A 16,073-nucleotide genomic window follows, 5' to 3' on the forward strand; every position below is an offset into this window, starting at 1 on the left:
AATTGATTTATTTCCATAACGAATTTTCCCAAACTCAAACTCTATGAAGATTAAACTATTACTAAAAAAAATAACGCCATTGTACCTTATTATAATGGCGTTCAGTTTCAATGCGTTTTCGCAAGCTAACCAGCTTAAAGGAACAATTGTTGATTCGACAGGCGTTGCCATCCGCGGTGCATCTATTAAGATAAAAGGCGCCAGTTCCGGAACCACTTCCGATGCTAATGGTGATTTTACTATTAACTATCAGGGCTCAGCAAAAATTGAGGTTTCATACATTGGATACACCCCGCGATTAATACCTATAGATGGTAAACAAACAATTAGGGTAATGCTCCAAAGCGAATCAAAAGGCCTGAATGAAGTTGTAGTAACCGCATTAGGTATTAAACGCGAAAAAAGGTTGTTAACCTATGCCACACAGGAAATTAAGGGTGATGAAATTATGGAAACCAAGCAAGCCAATGTGCTGAATGCGCTTGACGGAAAGCTTGCGGGTGTACAAATCACCAGTTCAACCGGTGCTCCGGGTGCATCAGTTAATGTTGTAATAAGAGGGGCTATATCTATCTCGGGTAATAATCAAGCTTTGATAGTTCTTGATGGTGTACCAATTGATAACTCAGAAACCGGTATCGTTAACTCGGGAGCTTCGGGTGCAGGTAGCAGCAGAATATCAGATATTGACCCTAATACAATTGAAAGTGTAAACGTACTTAAAGGAGCTGCCGCCACTACCTTGTATGGCTCGGCAGGTGCAAGAGGTGTAATATTAATCACTACAAAAAGTGGCTCCAGAAACAAAAAACCGGTTGTTACATTTTCATCCGACTTTTCTTTTGACAATGCTATTTTACCTAAACGCCAAACTGATTATGCCCAAGGTACTAATGGTATATTTTATAATGGCGACGATGCCGCTGGGAAAATCAGTACTTCATGGGGCCCTGCAATGGATACCTTGAAAATAAATGGTGTTCCTGCAAAAAAGTATGACCCTTATTCAACTTTTTTTAAAACGGGCCACAGTTCTAACAGCGCGGTATCTGTTGAAGGCGGTGCCGACAAAAGCAGCTATTTTGTGTCATATTCTTACCTGGATCAAACCGGAACTGAGCCGAATAATGATTTTAAAAGAAATACATTATTTACCAAGTTTAATAACGCAATTACGGATAACCTGAACTTTACTTTCCAGTTAGGTTATACCAACTCAGATCAGGACAGGCTTCCGGAAGGTTCATCAAATGGGCCGCTATTCACGCTATTCAGCGAGCCGGTATCATGGAACCCATATCCTTACGAAAATGCTGATGGCACGCAAAGGTTATATCGTAATTCAAGGAATAATCCTTTATGGGCTGCTGCCAACGAATCGAATCATTATAATGTTAACCGTTTTACCCCGGTAATGACATTGAATTTTACCCCAACCAAATGGTTAACCATTACTGAAAGAGGTGGCGCTGATATTTACGGCGAGCAAGATAAATATTGGGAAAACCCAAGTGTTAACATAGGGACATTAGGCGAGATCATTGAGCAGAATAATAACTTCAGGCAGTTTAATAACGACCTGATTGCTAATGCTACAAAACAATTTGGAAAGTTTAATGTGAATTTTCTGGTAGGTAATAACCTGCTTTCAACCTACAACCAGAGTTATTACGAATTAGGTAGCGGCTTAAGCATCCCCGGTTATTATAACATAGCTGGAGCTTCAACCGTTACGGCTTCCGAGAGCCATTCAACGGAGCGTAAAATAGGGTTTTATAGCCAGGCTAATATTGAATACAACAGATTCCTGTCATTAAACTTAACAGGTAGATATGATGGTAGTTCAGTATTATCAACCGCGAAAGACTTTTATCCATATGGTTCAGTAGCTACTGGGTTCATATTCTCTGAATTGTTATCGCCTGAGCTTTCTAAAATTATCAGTTACGGAAAACTAAGATTGTCTTATGCTTCTGTTGGTAACGATAATGTTGGGGCTTATGTGCTGAATACACCTTATGTACCGGCAAATGTAAATAGCATACAATTTCCATATCAAGGCCAGGCAGGTTTGCTTGTTAGCAGCAATTACGGAAATCCATATCTACAAAATGAGCGCTTAAATGAAGCTGAAACAGGTTTGGAAATGAAGTTCTTAAATAACCGGTTTGGGTTTGATTTCTCTTACTATAACCGCAAAACAACCGATGGATTAATTTCAGCTGTAGGAATTGCACCATCAACTGGTTATGCAACAACTACAGTAAACTCAGCAAGTTTACGTAATAAAGGTGTTGAGGCATTGTTAACAGGAACCCCAATAAAAACAAAAGATTTTCAATGGGATGCTAATTTAAATTTTAGTCTTAACAGGAGCAAAGTGCTGTCGTTATACAAAACTACCGATCAATTAGGCCGTATTATAGTTGGCCAGCCTTATGATGTGTTTTATGGCACCAGGTATGCACGTAACTCAAGCGGTCAGTTGCTTATTGGGGATGATGGTTTGCCTGAAGAATCTTCAACACAGGGGATTGTAGGTAACCCCAATCCAAACTGGACAGCAGGCTTAACTAACTCATTCAGGTACAAAAATGTCACATTCAGCTTTATGTTTGATGTGAAGGATGGTGGCGATATTGAAAATGATGTTGACTTGTATGGCGACTACTATGGCACTTCTTATGCTACGGAAAACCGTGCACCAAGGGTTATCGATGGTGTAAATGCTACCACAGGTAAACCAAATACAGTAAGTGTAGGCGCGCAAACGTATTATCAATACATCAATTCAATTTATGAAGCATCAATACAGGACGGGACATATATTAAGTTAAGAAATGTAAGCTTATCTTATAGTCTGAATAAAGATTTCCTTAAGAAAACACCGTTCAAAGCAGCGTCAATCAGCGCTACTGCAAATAACTTATGGATATATAGCCCACATTTTACCGGTGCTGATCCTGAAGTAAGTTCTTATGGAACAGGTAATAGTGTTTGGGGGATCTACGCGTTCTCAACCCCCTCTTCCCGTTCATATATTTTCAGTATTAAAGCCAGTTTCTAATTATTCATTCCTTATAAAGATTAAAAATGAAAAAGATATCAATATATATAATGGGTTTTGTCTTATTGGCATCCTCAGGATGTAAAAAGTTTATCGATGTAAACACAGACCCTAATAACGCCGTTGACGGAACAGAAGCAACAATACTGCCGCCCGTTGAAATTGCTATAGCAGATGAAATGTATGGTGGTAATGCTGCCTTTATAGTTCAAAACTTTATGCAAACAACAGCTATTAATCAACCGCCGCCACAAATCGGCACTTACCTGGAAATCAATTCAGATTTAGATGGTGATTGGAGCGTTTATTACAACACGGTTTTAATTAACCTTAAAATCATGAATACTAAAGCTGTAGCCGATGGTAAGCTAAATTATGCGGCTATAGCTCAAATATTATCAGCCCTTGCTCTCGGAAATGCAACTGATCTGTGGGGTGATATTCCTTACAGTCAGGCGCTTCAAGGTACAGCAAACCTTTCTCCTGTGTATGATAAACAGGAAGCTATTTACAATGATATTCAAACTTTACTGGATAAGGGTATAGCCGATATTAATGCCGGTACTACCACTGTACCTTCAGGGGATGATTTTTTCTATACAGGTGATATGAGCAAATGGAAAATGCTGGCTTATTCACTTAAGGCCCGTTACTATATGCACTTAACCAAAGCGCCGGGTTATACAGCGGCGGCACAGGCGCAGCTTGCGTTAACAGCATTAACAAATGCAATGCAAAGCAGTGATGATGATCTGGAGTATATATTCCCGGGTGCTGCAGGCCAGACAAATCCATGGTATAACAATTTTAACCAGGTGAGCACAGCTGTAATTTCATCGGATTTTGTTGATACGCTCGTTACAAGAAATGATCCGCGCTTATCTAAAATGGTATCTCCCTCAACAGAAACAGGATTATACACCGGTAGACAAATTGGAGCTTCGGCACCCGGCGACTTGGAATCGTACTCTTATCCAAGTAGTTTTTATATGGGTATAGGTGCGGGGGTTTACATGATGAGCTACTCCGAAACCTTATTTTTAAAGGCAGAGGCTACATACATTGTTTCAGGGTATGCTGCGGCACAATCCATTTATCAAAGCGCGGTAACAGCACATATGACTAAGGTAGGTGTTGCTACTGCTGATATAACTACTTATTTAAGTTCAAGAGGTACATTAACCGCTGCAAATGCTGAGCAAAGAATAATTGAAGAAAAATTCATTTCAAACTATTTGAATTTGGAAATATTTAATGATTGGAGAAGAACAGGATACCCAACAATGGTAAAAGTTCCAAATGCTTTGTCTGATATTCCAAGAAGGGTATTGTATCCGGAAATTGAAATTACAACAAATGCGCAGCCGCAACAATCAGCAATATTAACTGACCGCGTTTGGTGGGATGCGAAATAATCATGTTAATATTAAACAACTAATTGGTAATTTGTAAGTTTTTGAAACCTTACCTTCGGGTACCTTTGAACAATAATAAATTAAGATTTTAAACGTATATGAAATTTGAATGGAAAGGGGTTTTCCCTGCGGTAACAACTAAGTTTACGGAAAATGAAGAGCTTGACTTAGACGCGTTTGACATAAATATTAAGGCACAGCTTGAAGCAGGTGTGGATGGTATAATACTTGGTGGCTCTTTAGGCGAAGCTAGTGTGCTAACCGAAAATGAAAAATTCGTGTTATTACAACATACCTTAGCATATGTTGCAGGTAAAGTGCCTGTAATATTGAATATTGCAGAACAGTCGACCCGCAGTGCAGTTGCGGTTGCAAAAAAGGCATACGAACTTGGTGCTGACGGTTTAATGCTATTGCCGCCAATGCGTTACAATGCTGATGAGGATGAAACTATCGCTTATTTATCTGCAATTGCTGAAAGTACGCCGTTGCCTATCATGATTTATAATAACCCGGTTGATTATAAAATTGAGATAACACTTGACATGTTTGAGCGTTTGAAAGTTTATGAAAACATCCAGGCTATAAAGGAGTCAACAAGGGATATTATTAATACCACCAGGCTTATCAATAAATTTGGCGACAGGTATAAGATATTTACAGGTGTTGATCCTATAGCTACAGAAAGCTTAATAATGGGGGCTCACGGTTGGGTTGCGGGCTTGGTTGATGCATTCCCGAAGGAAACTGTTGCCATATACCGTTTGGTTAAGGCAGGCCGTTTTCAGGAAGCAATTGCTATTCACCGCTGGTTCCTTCCGGTTTTGGAGTTGGATATCCATGCCAAATTAGTACAATACATTAAACTTGCAGAAGTTGGCACAGGTATAGGAACCGAAAAAGTTAGAGCGCCTCGTTTACCGTTAAAAGGTAAAGAGCGCGAAAGAGTTCTTAATATCATCAATTCTGCTTTAGCTATTCGCCCGGAATTACCGGAAGGAAGTTGGGGGAGGTTAAATGAAGTTAATGCTTAATAAACAAGCTAAATGATAAATGGTAATAATATAATAGCCTGCGATTACGCTTTAGCCGACGATGAAAGTTTTAAAGCTTTTGATCCGTCGACAGGGGCGCAGTTGGAAGGTGCTTTTCAAAAAGCGGATACTTTAATGGTTAATAATGCTTTGAATGCTGCAACTGCAGCATTCAAAGTTTACAAGAATGTTGCTCCCGCTGATAAAGCAAAATTTTTAAGAGCTATTGCAGCAGAGATAACAACCTTAGGCGAAACACTGGTAAACAGGGCAGTAGCCGAAAGTGGTTTGCCTGTTGCAAGGTTAAGCGGCGAATTAGGCCGTACAACAGGGCAACTAAATATGTTTGCCAATCTTGTTGAAGAAGGTTCGTGGGTTGATGCTGTAATTGATACCGCCAACTCTGAACGCACACCTTTGCCAAAGCCCGATATCAGGAGAATGTATTCGCCAATAGGCCCGGTTGTTGTTTTTGGGGCGAGTAACTTTCCATTGGCATTTTCTGTTGCCGGTGGCGACACTGCTTCGGCATTAGCGTCAGGTTGCCCGGTTGTTGTAAAGGTTCACCCGGCTCATCCCGGTACAAGTGCCATGGTTGGCCAGGCCATAAGCAAAGCTGCAAAAGAAACAGGTATGCCTGATGGCGTTTTCTCACTGTTATTTGATGATGGTTATGCCACAGGCGCTGAATTAGTTAAACACGAGCAAACCAAGGCTGTAGCTTTTACAGGTTCGTACCACGGAGGTATGGCGCTGTTAAAATTGGCACAGGAGCGTAAAAGCGTTATTCCTGTATTCACAGAATTGGGAAGTATTAACCCGGTAGTACTACTACCCGGCATACTTGATTCGCAGGCAGAATCAGTAGCTGCAAGATATGCATCGTCAATAACCTTAGGGGCGGGTCAGTTTTGTACCAATCCCGGTTTAATATTAGCTGTAAAATCAGCAGGATTAGATCGTTTTCTTTCTGCCCTTGGCGATGCTATTGAAACCACGCCATCAGCAACCATGTTAACAATAGGGATATGGAAAAACTACGAATCACTTTCAGATAAAATAATTGGCGAACCGGGTATTAAGTTAATTGCTAAATCAACAGCAGTTAATACCGAAAAAATCAATCAATCTGTAGCGACAGTAGCAACAGTAGGCGCAAGTGATTTCATCGCCAATAAAAAATATAGCGAAGAGATATTCGGCCCATGGTCGTTAGTAGTAGTTTGTGATAATATAACACAGTTACAACAGGTGATAGAATCATTAGAAGGCCAGTTAACAACTACCGTTATGGCCGAAAAAGATGAATTATCGAACCACACCGGCATCTTAAATGCCTTGGCCGACATATCAGGCCGTGTAATATTGAATAATGTACCTACAGGTGTTGAGGTTTGCGCGGCAATGCAGCATGGCGGCCCCTTTCCGGCTACAAGCGACAGTCGTTTTACTTCGGTTGGTACAGGTGCAATTTATAGGTTTGTAAGGCCTATTGCATGGCAGGATTGGGAAGATAGCCTGCTGCCTTTGGAATTGCAGGCAGCAAACCCGTTAAAAATTTGGAGGCAGATAGATAACAACCTCACGAAAAACTAAAATGGCAAGTAAAACTTTTTTTTGTATCGATGCGCATACTTGCGGTAACCCGGTAAGGTTGGTTGCCGGTGGCGGGCCAGCGCTTAAAGGCGCAAGCATGAGCGAAAAACGCCAGCATTTTTTAAAAGAATATGATTGGATACGCACTGGTTTAATGTTTGAACCGCGTGGTCACGATATGATGTCGGGTAGTATTTTGTACGAGCCCAGCAATCCCGAAAATGATGTGGCTGTTTTATTTATTGAAACCAGCGGCTGTTTGCCAATGTGCGGGCACGGTACTATCGGTACTATAACCATAGCTATTGAAGAGGGCCTTATCAAACCTAAAGTCCCTGGAATTATAAGAATGGAGGCTCCTGCGGGTTTGGTTATTATTAATTACAAGCAAGAGGGTAGCAAGGTTACATCGGTTAAGCTAACTAATGTGCCTGCATATCTTGCCGCGCAGAACCTGACACTGGAATGCCCTGATTTGGGTACGTTGACTTTTGACGTAGCCTACGGGGGTAATTATTATGCGATAATTGATCCTCAGCCTAATTTTAAGGGCTTGGAGAATTACAGTGCCGGTGAATTGATAGGATGGAGTAGGGTTTTTCGTGATCTTATCAATCAGAATTTTACGTTTGTTCACCCATTAGATCCTACCATAAATACCTGTACGCACATTTTATGGGCGGGTAAAACATTATCTGCTGATGCTACTGCCCGTAACGCGGTATTTTATGGCGATAAAGCAATCGACCGCTCGCCATGCGGCACCGGCACATCTGCGAGGATGGCGCAATGGCATGCAAAAGGTAAATTAAAAAAAGGCGATGTGTTCATCCATGAAAGCATCATCGGCAGTAAATTTATTGGTACTGTTGAAGATGTGGTGAAGATAGGAGAGATAGACGCTATTATTCCAGGCATTGAAGGCTGGGCAAAAGTTTATGGCTACAACACCATAAAAATTGATGATGACGACCCTTACGCGCACGGTTTTCAGGTGATATAACACTAATTTGATTTGAAGTCTTAGGCCATAGCTTAAGCATATAAAATATTATTATGTCTAAAGTATTGATTATTGGGGGCGGAATAATGGGGCTTAGCTCTGCTTATTATTTAACAAAAGCAGGCTATGAGGTCACCATTTTAGATAAAGGCGATTTGACAGACAATTGCTCCTATGGCAATGCGGGTATGATTGTACCAAGCCACTTTGTTCCACTAGCTGCGCCCGGCATGATTAAGCAGGGCGTAAGATGGATGTTTAATAATAAAAGCCCATTTTATGTTAAGCCATCGCTTAATCCTGATTTGGTTTCGTGGGGGATTAAATTTCTGAAGAATGCTAACAATAAACATGTAGAAGATTCGGCAAAACCATTGACTGAATTATCCTTGCTTAGTAAAAGTCTTTATAAAGACCTTGCTAAAGAATCAGGCTTTGATTTTGAGCTGACCGAGAACGGCATCCTGATGTTTTACAAAACAGAAAAAGCAGGTGAAGAAGAAGCTCACTTAGCGGAGCAAGGCAGAAAACTTGGCCTTGATATGGAAGTGTTAAGTGTTGCCCAGTGTAAAGCGCTTCAGCCAAATCTTGAACTGGATGTTTTGGGGGCTGTCCATTATCGTTGCGATGCCCACTTGTATCCACAGGCGCTGATGGCGGCTTTATTGCGATACCTTACTGCAAAGGGCGTAAATATTGTAAGGAACCACGAAGTGACAAAGATTGAAACTTCAGGATCGACAGTATTGGGTGTATTTACAGGATCTCAAAAATGGCAGGCTGATAATTATATTATCGCAGGTGGCTCATGGTCGCCATCAATTGCTAAGCTGGTTGATATTAAAGCGCCGTTAATGCCGGGCAAAGGTTATTCTTTTATGGTTAAGGAGCCTGAAAAACGAATGCATATACCGGCCTTATTAGCCGAAGCAAGAGTAGCCATAACACCAATGAATGGCAATTTAAGATATGGTGGCACGATGGAATTGGACAAGATCAACAAGCGGATAAACATGAGCAGAGTGAGGGGGATAGTTGAATCTATTCCACAATATTTTCCTAACCTGCGGCCTGAAGTCCCGGCAGAAGAAGATATATGGTTTGGTTTCAGGCCGTCATCGCCGGATGGTTTACCTTACATTGGCCGCAGCAATAAATACAATAATCTTGTTGTAGCAACGGGCCACGGTATGATGGGGCTGAGTTTAGGCCCAGCAACCGGATTACTGGTTAGCGAGGTAATAAAAGGATCAAAAACAGCAATTGATATTAACGCCTTTTCGCCCAATCGTTTTTAAAATCACATTTTTACTTTTATAAAAAAAGGATAGCTTTTGCTATCCTTTTTTTATGCGTATCATTTTTTACGGGTGGCGTATCATCAGTATTATAGATACATTAAGTTGATTCTTTTATATTATTTTGATAATTTAGGCGAAAACAAAATAATACTTGGTTGTGGATTGGTTTAAGTGTTGATAATACGGTAATGGCTCTTGTTTCGCATATAAAGCACTTAGCATGCTGCTGAAAATTAACCTGTACTTCTCATATATTACCCCATATTGAGAATAATTTTAATATTTAGGTTAATTAATTGTAAATTCAACAATAATTAATTAAAGGATCATCTCATGAAAGTACTGCAATTTACCATCCCGGTAGCTCATGACAAGAGCGTAATAATTGATCAGGTAGAGTTACCTTATCATTATCCTTACTTACATCGCCATACTGAAGCGCAGATTACATGGGTACAGCGTGGTGAGGGAACCCTAATAGCAGGGAATAATATGCATGATTACACATCAGGAGAAATATACCTTCTTGGCGCAAACTTGCCTCATCTGTTTAAAAGCAGTCCTGAATATTTTGCTTCCGATAGTGGACGGTCAATCAAAGCCTTCACCATATTTTTTAATCCCGATGGAGTTTTGGCCGGGTTATTTGATCTTCCTGAAATGAAGACCTTTAAAATATTCCTGCAACAGCATCAGCAAGGATTTAAGATCCCTGATGATAACTTCCATGAAGTATCGCAGGTAATGAACGCCATTAAAAATACATCTGGTCCTGAGCAATTGATGCAATTCTTTAATTTGCTTGATAGCTTGCTTAAGGTCAATAATAAAGTTGAGCCGCTTTCGTCATATGGCAGCATACCCGCGATTACCGAAAACGAAGGTATAAGGATAGGAAACATCTACAACTACATTATGCAAAATTATAGTGAACCTATCACTCTTGAAGATGTAGCGATGGAGGCTTATATGACACCTGAGTCATTCTGCAGGTACTTTAAAAAACATACCGGCCATACCTTTATCTCTTTTTTAAATGAGATAAGGATAAACGAAGCCTGTAAAAAACTTACAGCACATAAATTTGAAAGCATATCAACAGTTGCATACAAATGCGGGTTTAAAAGCATCACCAACTTTAATCGTGTTTTTAAATGTGTAATTGGCATATCACCACGCGAATACCTCGATAACTATTTCAAAAACGTAAAGAGCCTTTCAAAAATAGCAAGCTAATTATCTTGATATAACTGTATACTTTTTAAATCTGCGGTATTAGGTAAAAAACAGTTAGTAACAGATAATTTAGGTGATTTTGCGGTTACCAATCCTTTTATTTTTGCTATAGCATATAACGCTATAAGTTAAATCCAGGCAATATTCAGGTATTACAAACCTTGTTGCAGGGCAACCCTATTCATCATGATTTATTGTAAAAAATACCAGTTCCGCATTTTATCAAAATTATTTATTGCCCCACTTTTTTTCGTATACCTGCTTTCATCAGCACCTGTTGCAAAGGCCCAAACTGCCAATGTTCCGGCAAGTATGTATGAGCAGGCTACGGAGGTAAGCGGTACGGTTATCCAATATGGGCAGGATATTCAGGCCATCAAAGAATTTTACTGGCCCTACCATCTTGATCCCAATCAGGAATATCAGGATAAAGACCCGGTATTCTTTTCGCCAGAACAAAGAAAAAGACTGGTAGAAGTAAATAATGATTATTTAAAACAACTTGATCAGATAGATTTTAACTCCATCAGTGTTTATGGTAAGGTTGACTATATCTTGCTAAAGAAAAAAATACAATTTGAACTAGACTATCTTCAAAAACAGGAACAAAAATATAGCAGCATAAAGCAATATATCCCTTTTGCGGATAGCATTTATTTTTTAGAAAAGGAGCGCAGGCGCGGTGCCAGTGTAAACGGACAGCAAGTTGCTAATACGCTTAATACTGTACTAAAAGAGCTTAAATCAGAGTCAGCCCAGTTTAGTAAGCTTCAATCTTTAGACATGCCATTGGCGATAACGGCACATGATGCTGTAATAGGACTAAAGAGCCGCCTAAAGAACTTCTACGATTTTTATAATGGTTATGATCCAATGTTTACCTGGTGGGCACCTGCGCCATATGGGGCATTGGATAGCGCCCTGGACGCATATAGCAATCAGGTTATAAAAAAGGGAAAATTGCACACCATGCAAAAAGCTGATACCAGCGGCATTGTGGGCGTACCAATCGGTCGTGAGGAATTGATTAACCAGCTAAATGTTGAAATGATCCCTTATACACCGGAAGAATTGATTAAATTGGCTAATAAAGAATTTGCCTGGTGCAATAAGGAAGTACTGAAAGCATCGCAGGAGATGGGTTATGGTAACGACTGGAAAAAGGCATTGGAACAAGTTAAAAACAGCTATGTAGAAGCCGGTAAACAACCGGAGCTGATTGTAAGCATATATAACAGGTCATTAGACTTTATTAAAGCGAGAGACCTGATAACTATACCTCCATTGGCTGATGAAACCTGGGGAATGATTATGATGAGCCCGCAAAGGCAATTGGTAAATCCATTTTTTACAGGCGGTAAGGAGATTAGCATATCTTACCCAACCAATAGCATGCAAGAAGATAACAAGCTGATGAGCATGCGTGGCAATAACCCTGATTTTTCGACTGCTACTGTACAGCATGAACTTATTCCGGGTCATAATCTGCAATATTTTATGGATTCGCGTTATAAACCATATCGCCAGGATTTTGCAACACCATTTAATATTGAAGGTTGGGCGGTTTATTGGGAATTGTTATTGTACGACAAAGGTTTTGCGCAAACGCCTGAGCAACGTTTGGGGATGTTGTTTTGGAGAATGCACCGTTGCGCGCGTATTATCTTCTCGCTTAATTATCATTTAGGTAACTGGACCCCGCAGCAATGCATCAACTTTTTGGTAGATAGCGTAGGCCATGAAAAAGCAAATGCCGAAGGTGAAGTAAGGCGTTCATTCCAGGGTGATTATAGTCCGCTTTACCAGGTTGCGTATTTGGTGGGTGCTTTACAATTCATGAGCCTGAAACACGAACTGGTTGATAGCGGAAAAATGACCTATAAACAATTCCATGATGCGGTAATGAAGGAAAATCTTATCCCGGTTGAGATGATAAGAGCTACCCTTACAGGGGCGCCATTAAGCAAAGACTTTAAGACCAATTGGAGGTTTTACGATTTCAATAAATAGATTCCATAATTAAACTATCTGTATCAATTATCATCCCGAAAGAAATCAATGAGCAACACTCCTTTTAAGCCATCCCTCAGATTAATTGATGCCACTATGCTTGTAGCAGGCAGCATGATAGGCTCCGGTATATTTATAGTAAGCGCAGATATTACCCGGAGCGTAGGCAGTGCGGGATGGCTTATTTTTGTTTGGCTGGTAACAGGTTTTATGACACTTACCGCCGCGTTAAGTTATGGCGAATTAAGTGCCATGTACCCAAAGGCGGGTGGGCAATATGTTTATTTAAAGGAGGCATATAACCCATTAGTAGGGTTTTTATATGGCTGGAGTTTTTTTACCGTGATACAAACCGCTACCATAGCCGCGGTAGGGGTAGCTTTCTCTAAATTTATGGCCTATCTGGTTCCGGCTGTAAGCGATGAGCATATTTTGTGGAAGATTCAAACTGGGGTTAATAGTATTGGGCAGGCAAGATTTTTTACCTTCAGTGCAGCACAATTGGTATCAATGGTGCTTATTGTACTGCTTACTTATGTTAATACCCGGGGTATCAAAAGTGGTAAGGTAATACAAACTACTTTCACATTAACCAAACTGCTAAGTTTGTTTGGATTGATTATATTTGGTTTTTTTGCGCTTAAGGGCGATATATGGAAAGCCAATTGGAGCAATGCCTGGAATTTGCATGCTTTAAATACATCCGGTTCTTTTTCATCATACACCACCGTGGCTGCTTTAGGGGCAATTGCTTCGTCAATGGTTGGTTCTATTTTTAGCAGCGACTCCTGGAATAACGTAACGTTTATAGCCGGGGAGATCAAGAACCCTAAAAGAAATATTGGCTTAAGCCTGGCATTAGGCACCCTGATTGTGACCGTTATTTATATTGTGACCAATATTATGTATACCGGTGTGCTGTCACTCCACGAAATAGCAACTGCTGATAAAGACAGGGTAGCGGTAGCAGCATCGCAGCATATATTTGGTAGCGCGAGTACAATTATCATAGCTGTATTGATCATGATATCAACCTTTGGTTGCAATAACGGTTTGATAATGGCAGGAGCAAGGGTATATTACTCCATGGCTAAAGACAGACTGTTTTTTAATAAAGCCGGCATTCTTAACAAAAATGCGGTACCGGGCTATGGTTTATGGATACAATGCCTGTTTGCCTGCATATGGGGTTTAAGCGGCAGATATGGTGATCTGCTGGATATGATATCATTTGTGGTAGTTGTATTTTATATGCTTACCATCATCGGCATATTTATCCTTCGCAAAAAACACCCCAACGCCGAGCGCCCTTACAAAGCCTTTGGCTATCCGGTATTGCCAATACTTTATATTATTATGGGGCTTGCATTTTGTATACTACTTATCAAATTTAAACCTAACTATACCTGGCCGGGATTGATTATTACATTGGCAGGCATCCCCGCGTATTATTTGATAGTGCGTAACCAAAAGCCTTTAACGGAAGAGGTTGCAGAGGTTTAGATTCGTAAATATCACTAAAAAGTAAAAGGGGCATATACCCCTTTTACTTTTTATATAGCTTTAGCTTTTTCTTTCAGCCAGGCTTGTTCCTCAACGGTTAAGTATGGGCTTAAGCGCTCAACTACTGTTTCATGATATTTGTTTAGCCATTGGATATGGCTGTTCTCTAACAGCTCTTTTTTGATCAATGTAGTATCTATCAAAGCGAGTGTGAGAGTTTCAAAGGAGTAGAAATCATTAAACTCGTTGCTCACATTCTGGATGGTTAATACCAGGTTCTCAATACGTACGCCATGTTTTCCAGGTCGATAGATACCGGGTTCAATTGAGGTAATCATACCTATTTCAAGTGGTACGGCGGTGTTAGTTGGGTTTAATACCTGGGGCCCTTCATGCACATTCAGATAAAAGCCGATACCGTGCCCGGTGCCATGACCGTAGTTTATCGCGTAATCCCACAAAGGCCTGCGGCATATCGCATCTATTTGGTAACCGCATGTGCCTTTAGGGTATAATGTTTTAGAGCCCTCTATTATCGCCTTTAAAACAAGTGTGTAGTCGGTTCTTTCTTCCTCGGTGTTGTTACCAAGCGCTATCATGCGTGTAATATCTGTAGTGCCATAAAAGTACTGGCCGCCGGAATCAACAAGAAATAAGCCTTCTTCTAAAATCTCAACATCACTTTCCGCGGTTGCAAAATAATGTGGTAAAGCACCATGAGCTTTGTAGCCGCCTATTGTATTGAAGCTTACTCCTGCAAACCCATCTTGCTCAGCGCGGAAACCTTTCAGCTTTTCGGCAGCAGTAATTTCGGTTATCTTAATTTTGCCGATGTTTTCTTCCATCCATTTAAAAAAGCGGGTCATGGCAACTCCATCCCTTACCATCGCTGAGCGCATGTTTGCTACTTCAGTTTCATTTTTAGTAGCCTTAAAATGTGTGGTGGGGTTTACATCATGTATAAAAGTTGCTGATACCGGGATTAACTTAAACACACCAAAGCAGTTTCTTTTTGGGTCGATGAATACGCTGCAATTCTCAGGTAATGCGGCCAATGCATCTTCAATATCGGTATATGGGAATGTTTTTACGCCTGATTTGTGCAAAGCCTCCGCATCTGAAGATGATAATTTAACCGGATCAATAAACAAGACAGCACTGCTAGCGCTTACCAATGCGAAGCTTAAAACAACCGGGTTATAACTTACATCTTTACCGCGGATGTTAAACAACCACGCAATATCATCCAAAGAGGATATTAATTGATAATCGGCTTTTAGTGCTTTTAGCGATTTTCTTAATGTGGTTAATTTATCCGTGGTTGATTGTCCGGCGTATTTTGTATCAATTAAAAAAGCAGGTTCTATTGGTAATTTTGGCCTGCCTTCCCATATCGAATCTAAAAGATCATAGCTTTTAAATTCAATATTTTTATCTGCCAGTTGATTTTCTAACAGCTGGCCTAAAAATACCGACAATAACCTGTCGTTAAAAGCAACTGTGGCATTATCTGCAAGCGTTTCATGCAGCCATGCAATATATTCAGGTGCATGTTGTATTTTTAATTTAACTAATTCAAAGCCACTATTGTGCAGTTGTTCATTAGCTTGGGTAAAATATCGGAAATCGGTCCATAAGCCCGCGAAATCTTGCGTTATAACCAATGTGCCTGCGGAGCCGGTAAAGCCAGAAGCAAACTGAATGCATTTGTAATGATCGGGCAGGTATTCACTGATGTGCGGATCGGCAGAGGGGATAATGTAAGCATCAACTCTATTTTCCTTCATTTGCTCACGTATGGCGGCAATTTTTTCTTTAGTTGTCATTTTTCATCGGATTAACGCGGTAAAATTACTATTAGTAACCTTATTGTATTTCATAAATTTTATCCGGTTGTTAACCATATTT

General features: G+C 40.3%; 10 protein-coding genes. 9 read left to right on the plus strand and 1 reads right to left on the minus strand.

What is annotated here, in order from left to right; genetic code table 11:
* The first annotated feature begins 43 nt into the window (after window positions 1-43).
* The 9 genes from GSQ74_RS06675 (at window position 44) to GSQ74_RS06715 (ending at window position 14,165) form a co-directional block, all read left to right on the plus strand.
* A complete protein-coding gene (locus GSQ74_RS06675) occupies window positions 44-3,067 on the plus strand; it encodes a SusC/RagA family TonB-linked outer membrane protein (protein ID WP_158991366.1) in 3,024 nt (1,007 codons plus the stop codon).
* Window positions 3,068-3,093: 26 nt separating this feature from the next.
* On the plus strand, window positions 3,094-4,482 hold the full coding sequence (locus GSQ74_RS06680) for a SusD/RagB family nutrient-binding outer membrane lipoprotein (RefSeq protein ID WP_158991369.1): 1,389 nt from the start codon (window positions 3,094-3,096) through the stop codon (window positions 4,480-4,482).
* A 98-nt stretch (window positions 4,483-4,580) separates the two neighbouring features.
* Window positions 4,581-5,516, plus strand: a complete 936-nt coding sequence (locus tag GSQ74_RS06685; RefSeq protein ID WP_158991371.1) for a dihydrodipicolinate synthase family protein — start codon at window positions 4,581-4,583, stop codon at window positions 5,514-5,516.
* 12 nt (window positions 5,517-5,528) lie between these two features.
* On the plus strand, window positions 5,529-7,112 hold the full coding sequence (locus GSQ74_RS06690) for an aldehyde dehydrogenase (NADP(+)) (protein WP_158991374.1): 1,584 nt from the start codon (window positions 5,529-5,531) through the stop codon (window positions 7,110-7,112).
* Window position 7,113: 1 nt separating this feature from the next.
* Complete coding sequence (locus tag GSQ74_RS06695; RefSeq protein ID WP_158991378.1) at window positions 7,114-8,115, plus strand: 4-hydroxyproline epimerase; 1,002 nt, start codon at window positions 7,114-7,116, stop codon at window positions 8,113-8,115.
* A 53-nt stretch (window positions 8,116-8,168) separates the two neighbouring features.
* Entirely contained in the window at window positions 8,169-9,413 is a 1,245-nt protein-coding gene (locus GSQ74_RS06700) for an FAD-binding oxidoreductase (RefSeq protein WP_158991381.1), read from the plus strand.
* Between the two features lie 336 nt (window positions 9,414-9,749).
* Window positions 9,750-10,652, plus strand: coding sequence for an AraC family transcriptional regulator (locus GSQ74_RS06705; protein ID WP_158991384.1), 903 nt, complete (start codon window positions 9,750-9,752; stop codon window positions 10,650-10,652).
* A gap of 186 nt (window positions 10,653-10,838) precedes the next feature.
* Window positions 10,839-12,662, plus strand: a complete 1,824-nt coding sequence (locus GSQ74_RS06710; RefSeq protein ID WP_158991386.1) for a DUF885 family protein — start codon at window positions 10,839-10,841, stop codon at window positions 12,660-12,662.
* Between the two features lie 48 nt (window positions 12,663-12,710).
* Entirely contained in the window at window positions 12,711-14,165 is a 1,455-nt protein-coding gene (locus tag GSQ74_RS06715; protein ID WP_158991388.1) for an APC family permease, read from the plus strand.
* Window positions 14,166-14,215: 50 nt separating this feature from the next.
* Here the strand turns inward: GSQ74_RS06715 and GSQ74_RS06720 are convergent, their stop codons facing one another.
* A complete protein-coding gene (locus GSQ74_RS06720) occupies window positions 14,216-15,991 on the minus strand; it encodes an aminopeptidase P family protein (RefSeq protein WP_158991391.1) in 1,776 nt (591 codons plus the stop codon).
* Window positions 15,992-16,073 lie beyond the last annotated feature (82 nt).

The sequence above is a fragment of the Mucilaginibacter sp. L196 genome (assembly GCF_009765905.1).
Taxonomy (GTDB): domain Bacteria; phylum Bacteroidota; class Bacteroidia; order Sphingobacteriales; family Sphingobacteriaceae; genus Mucilaginibacter.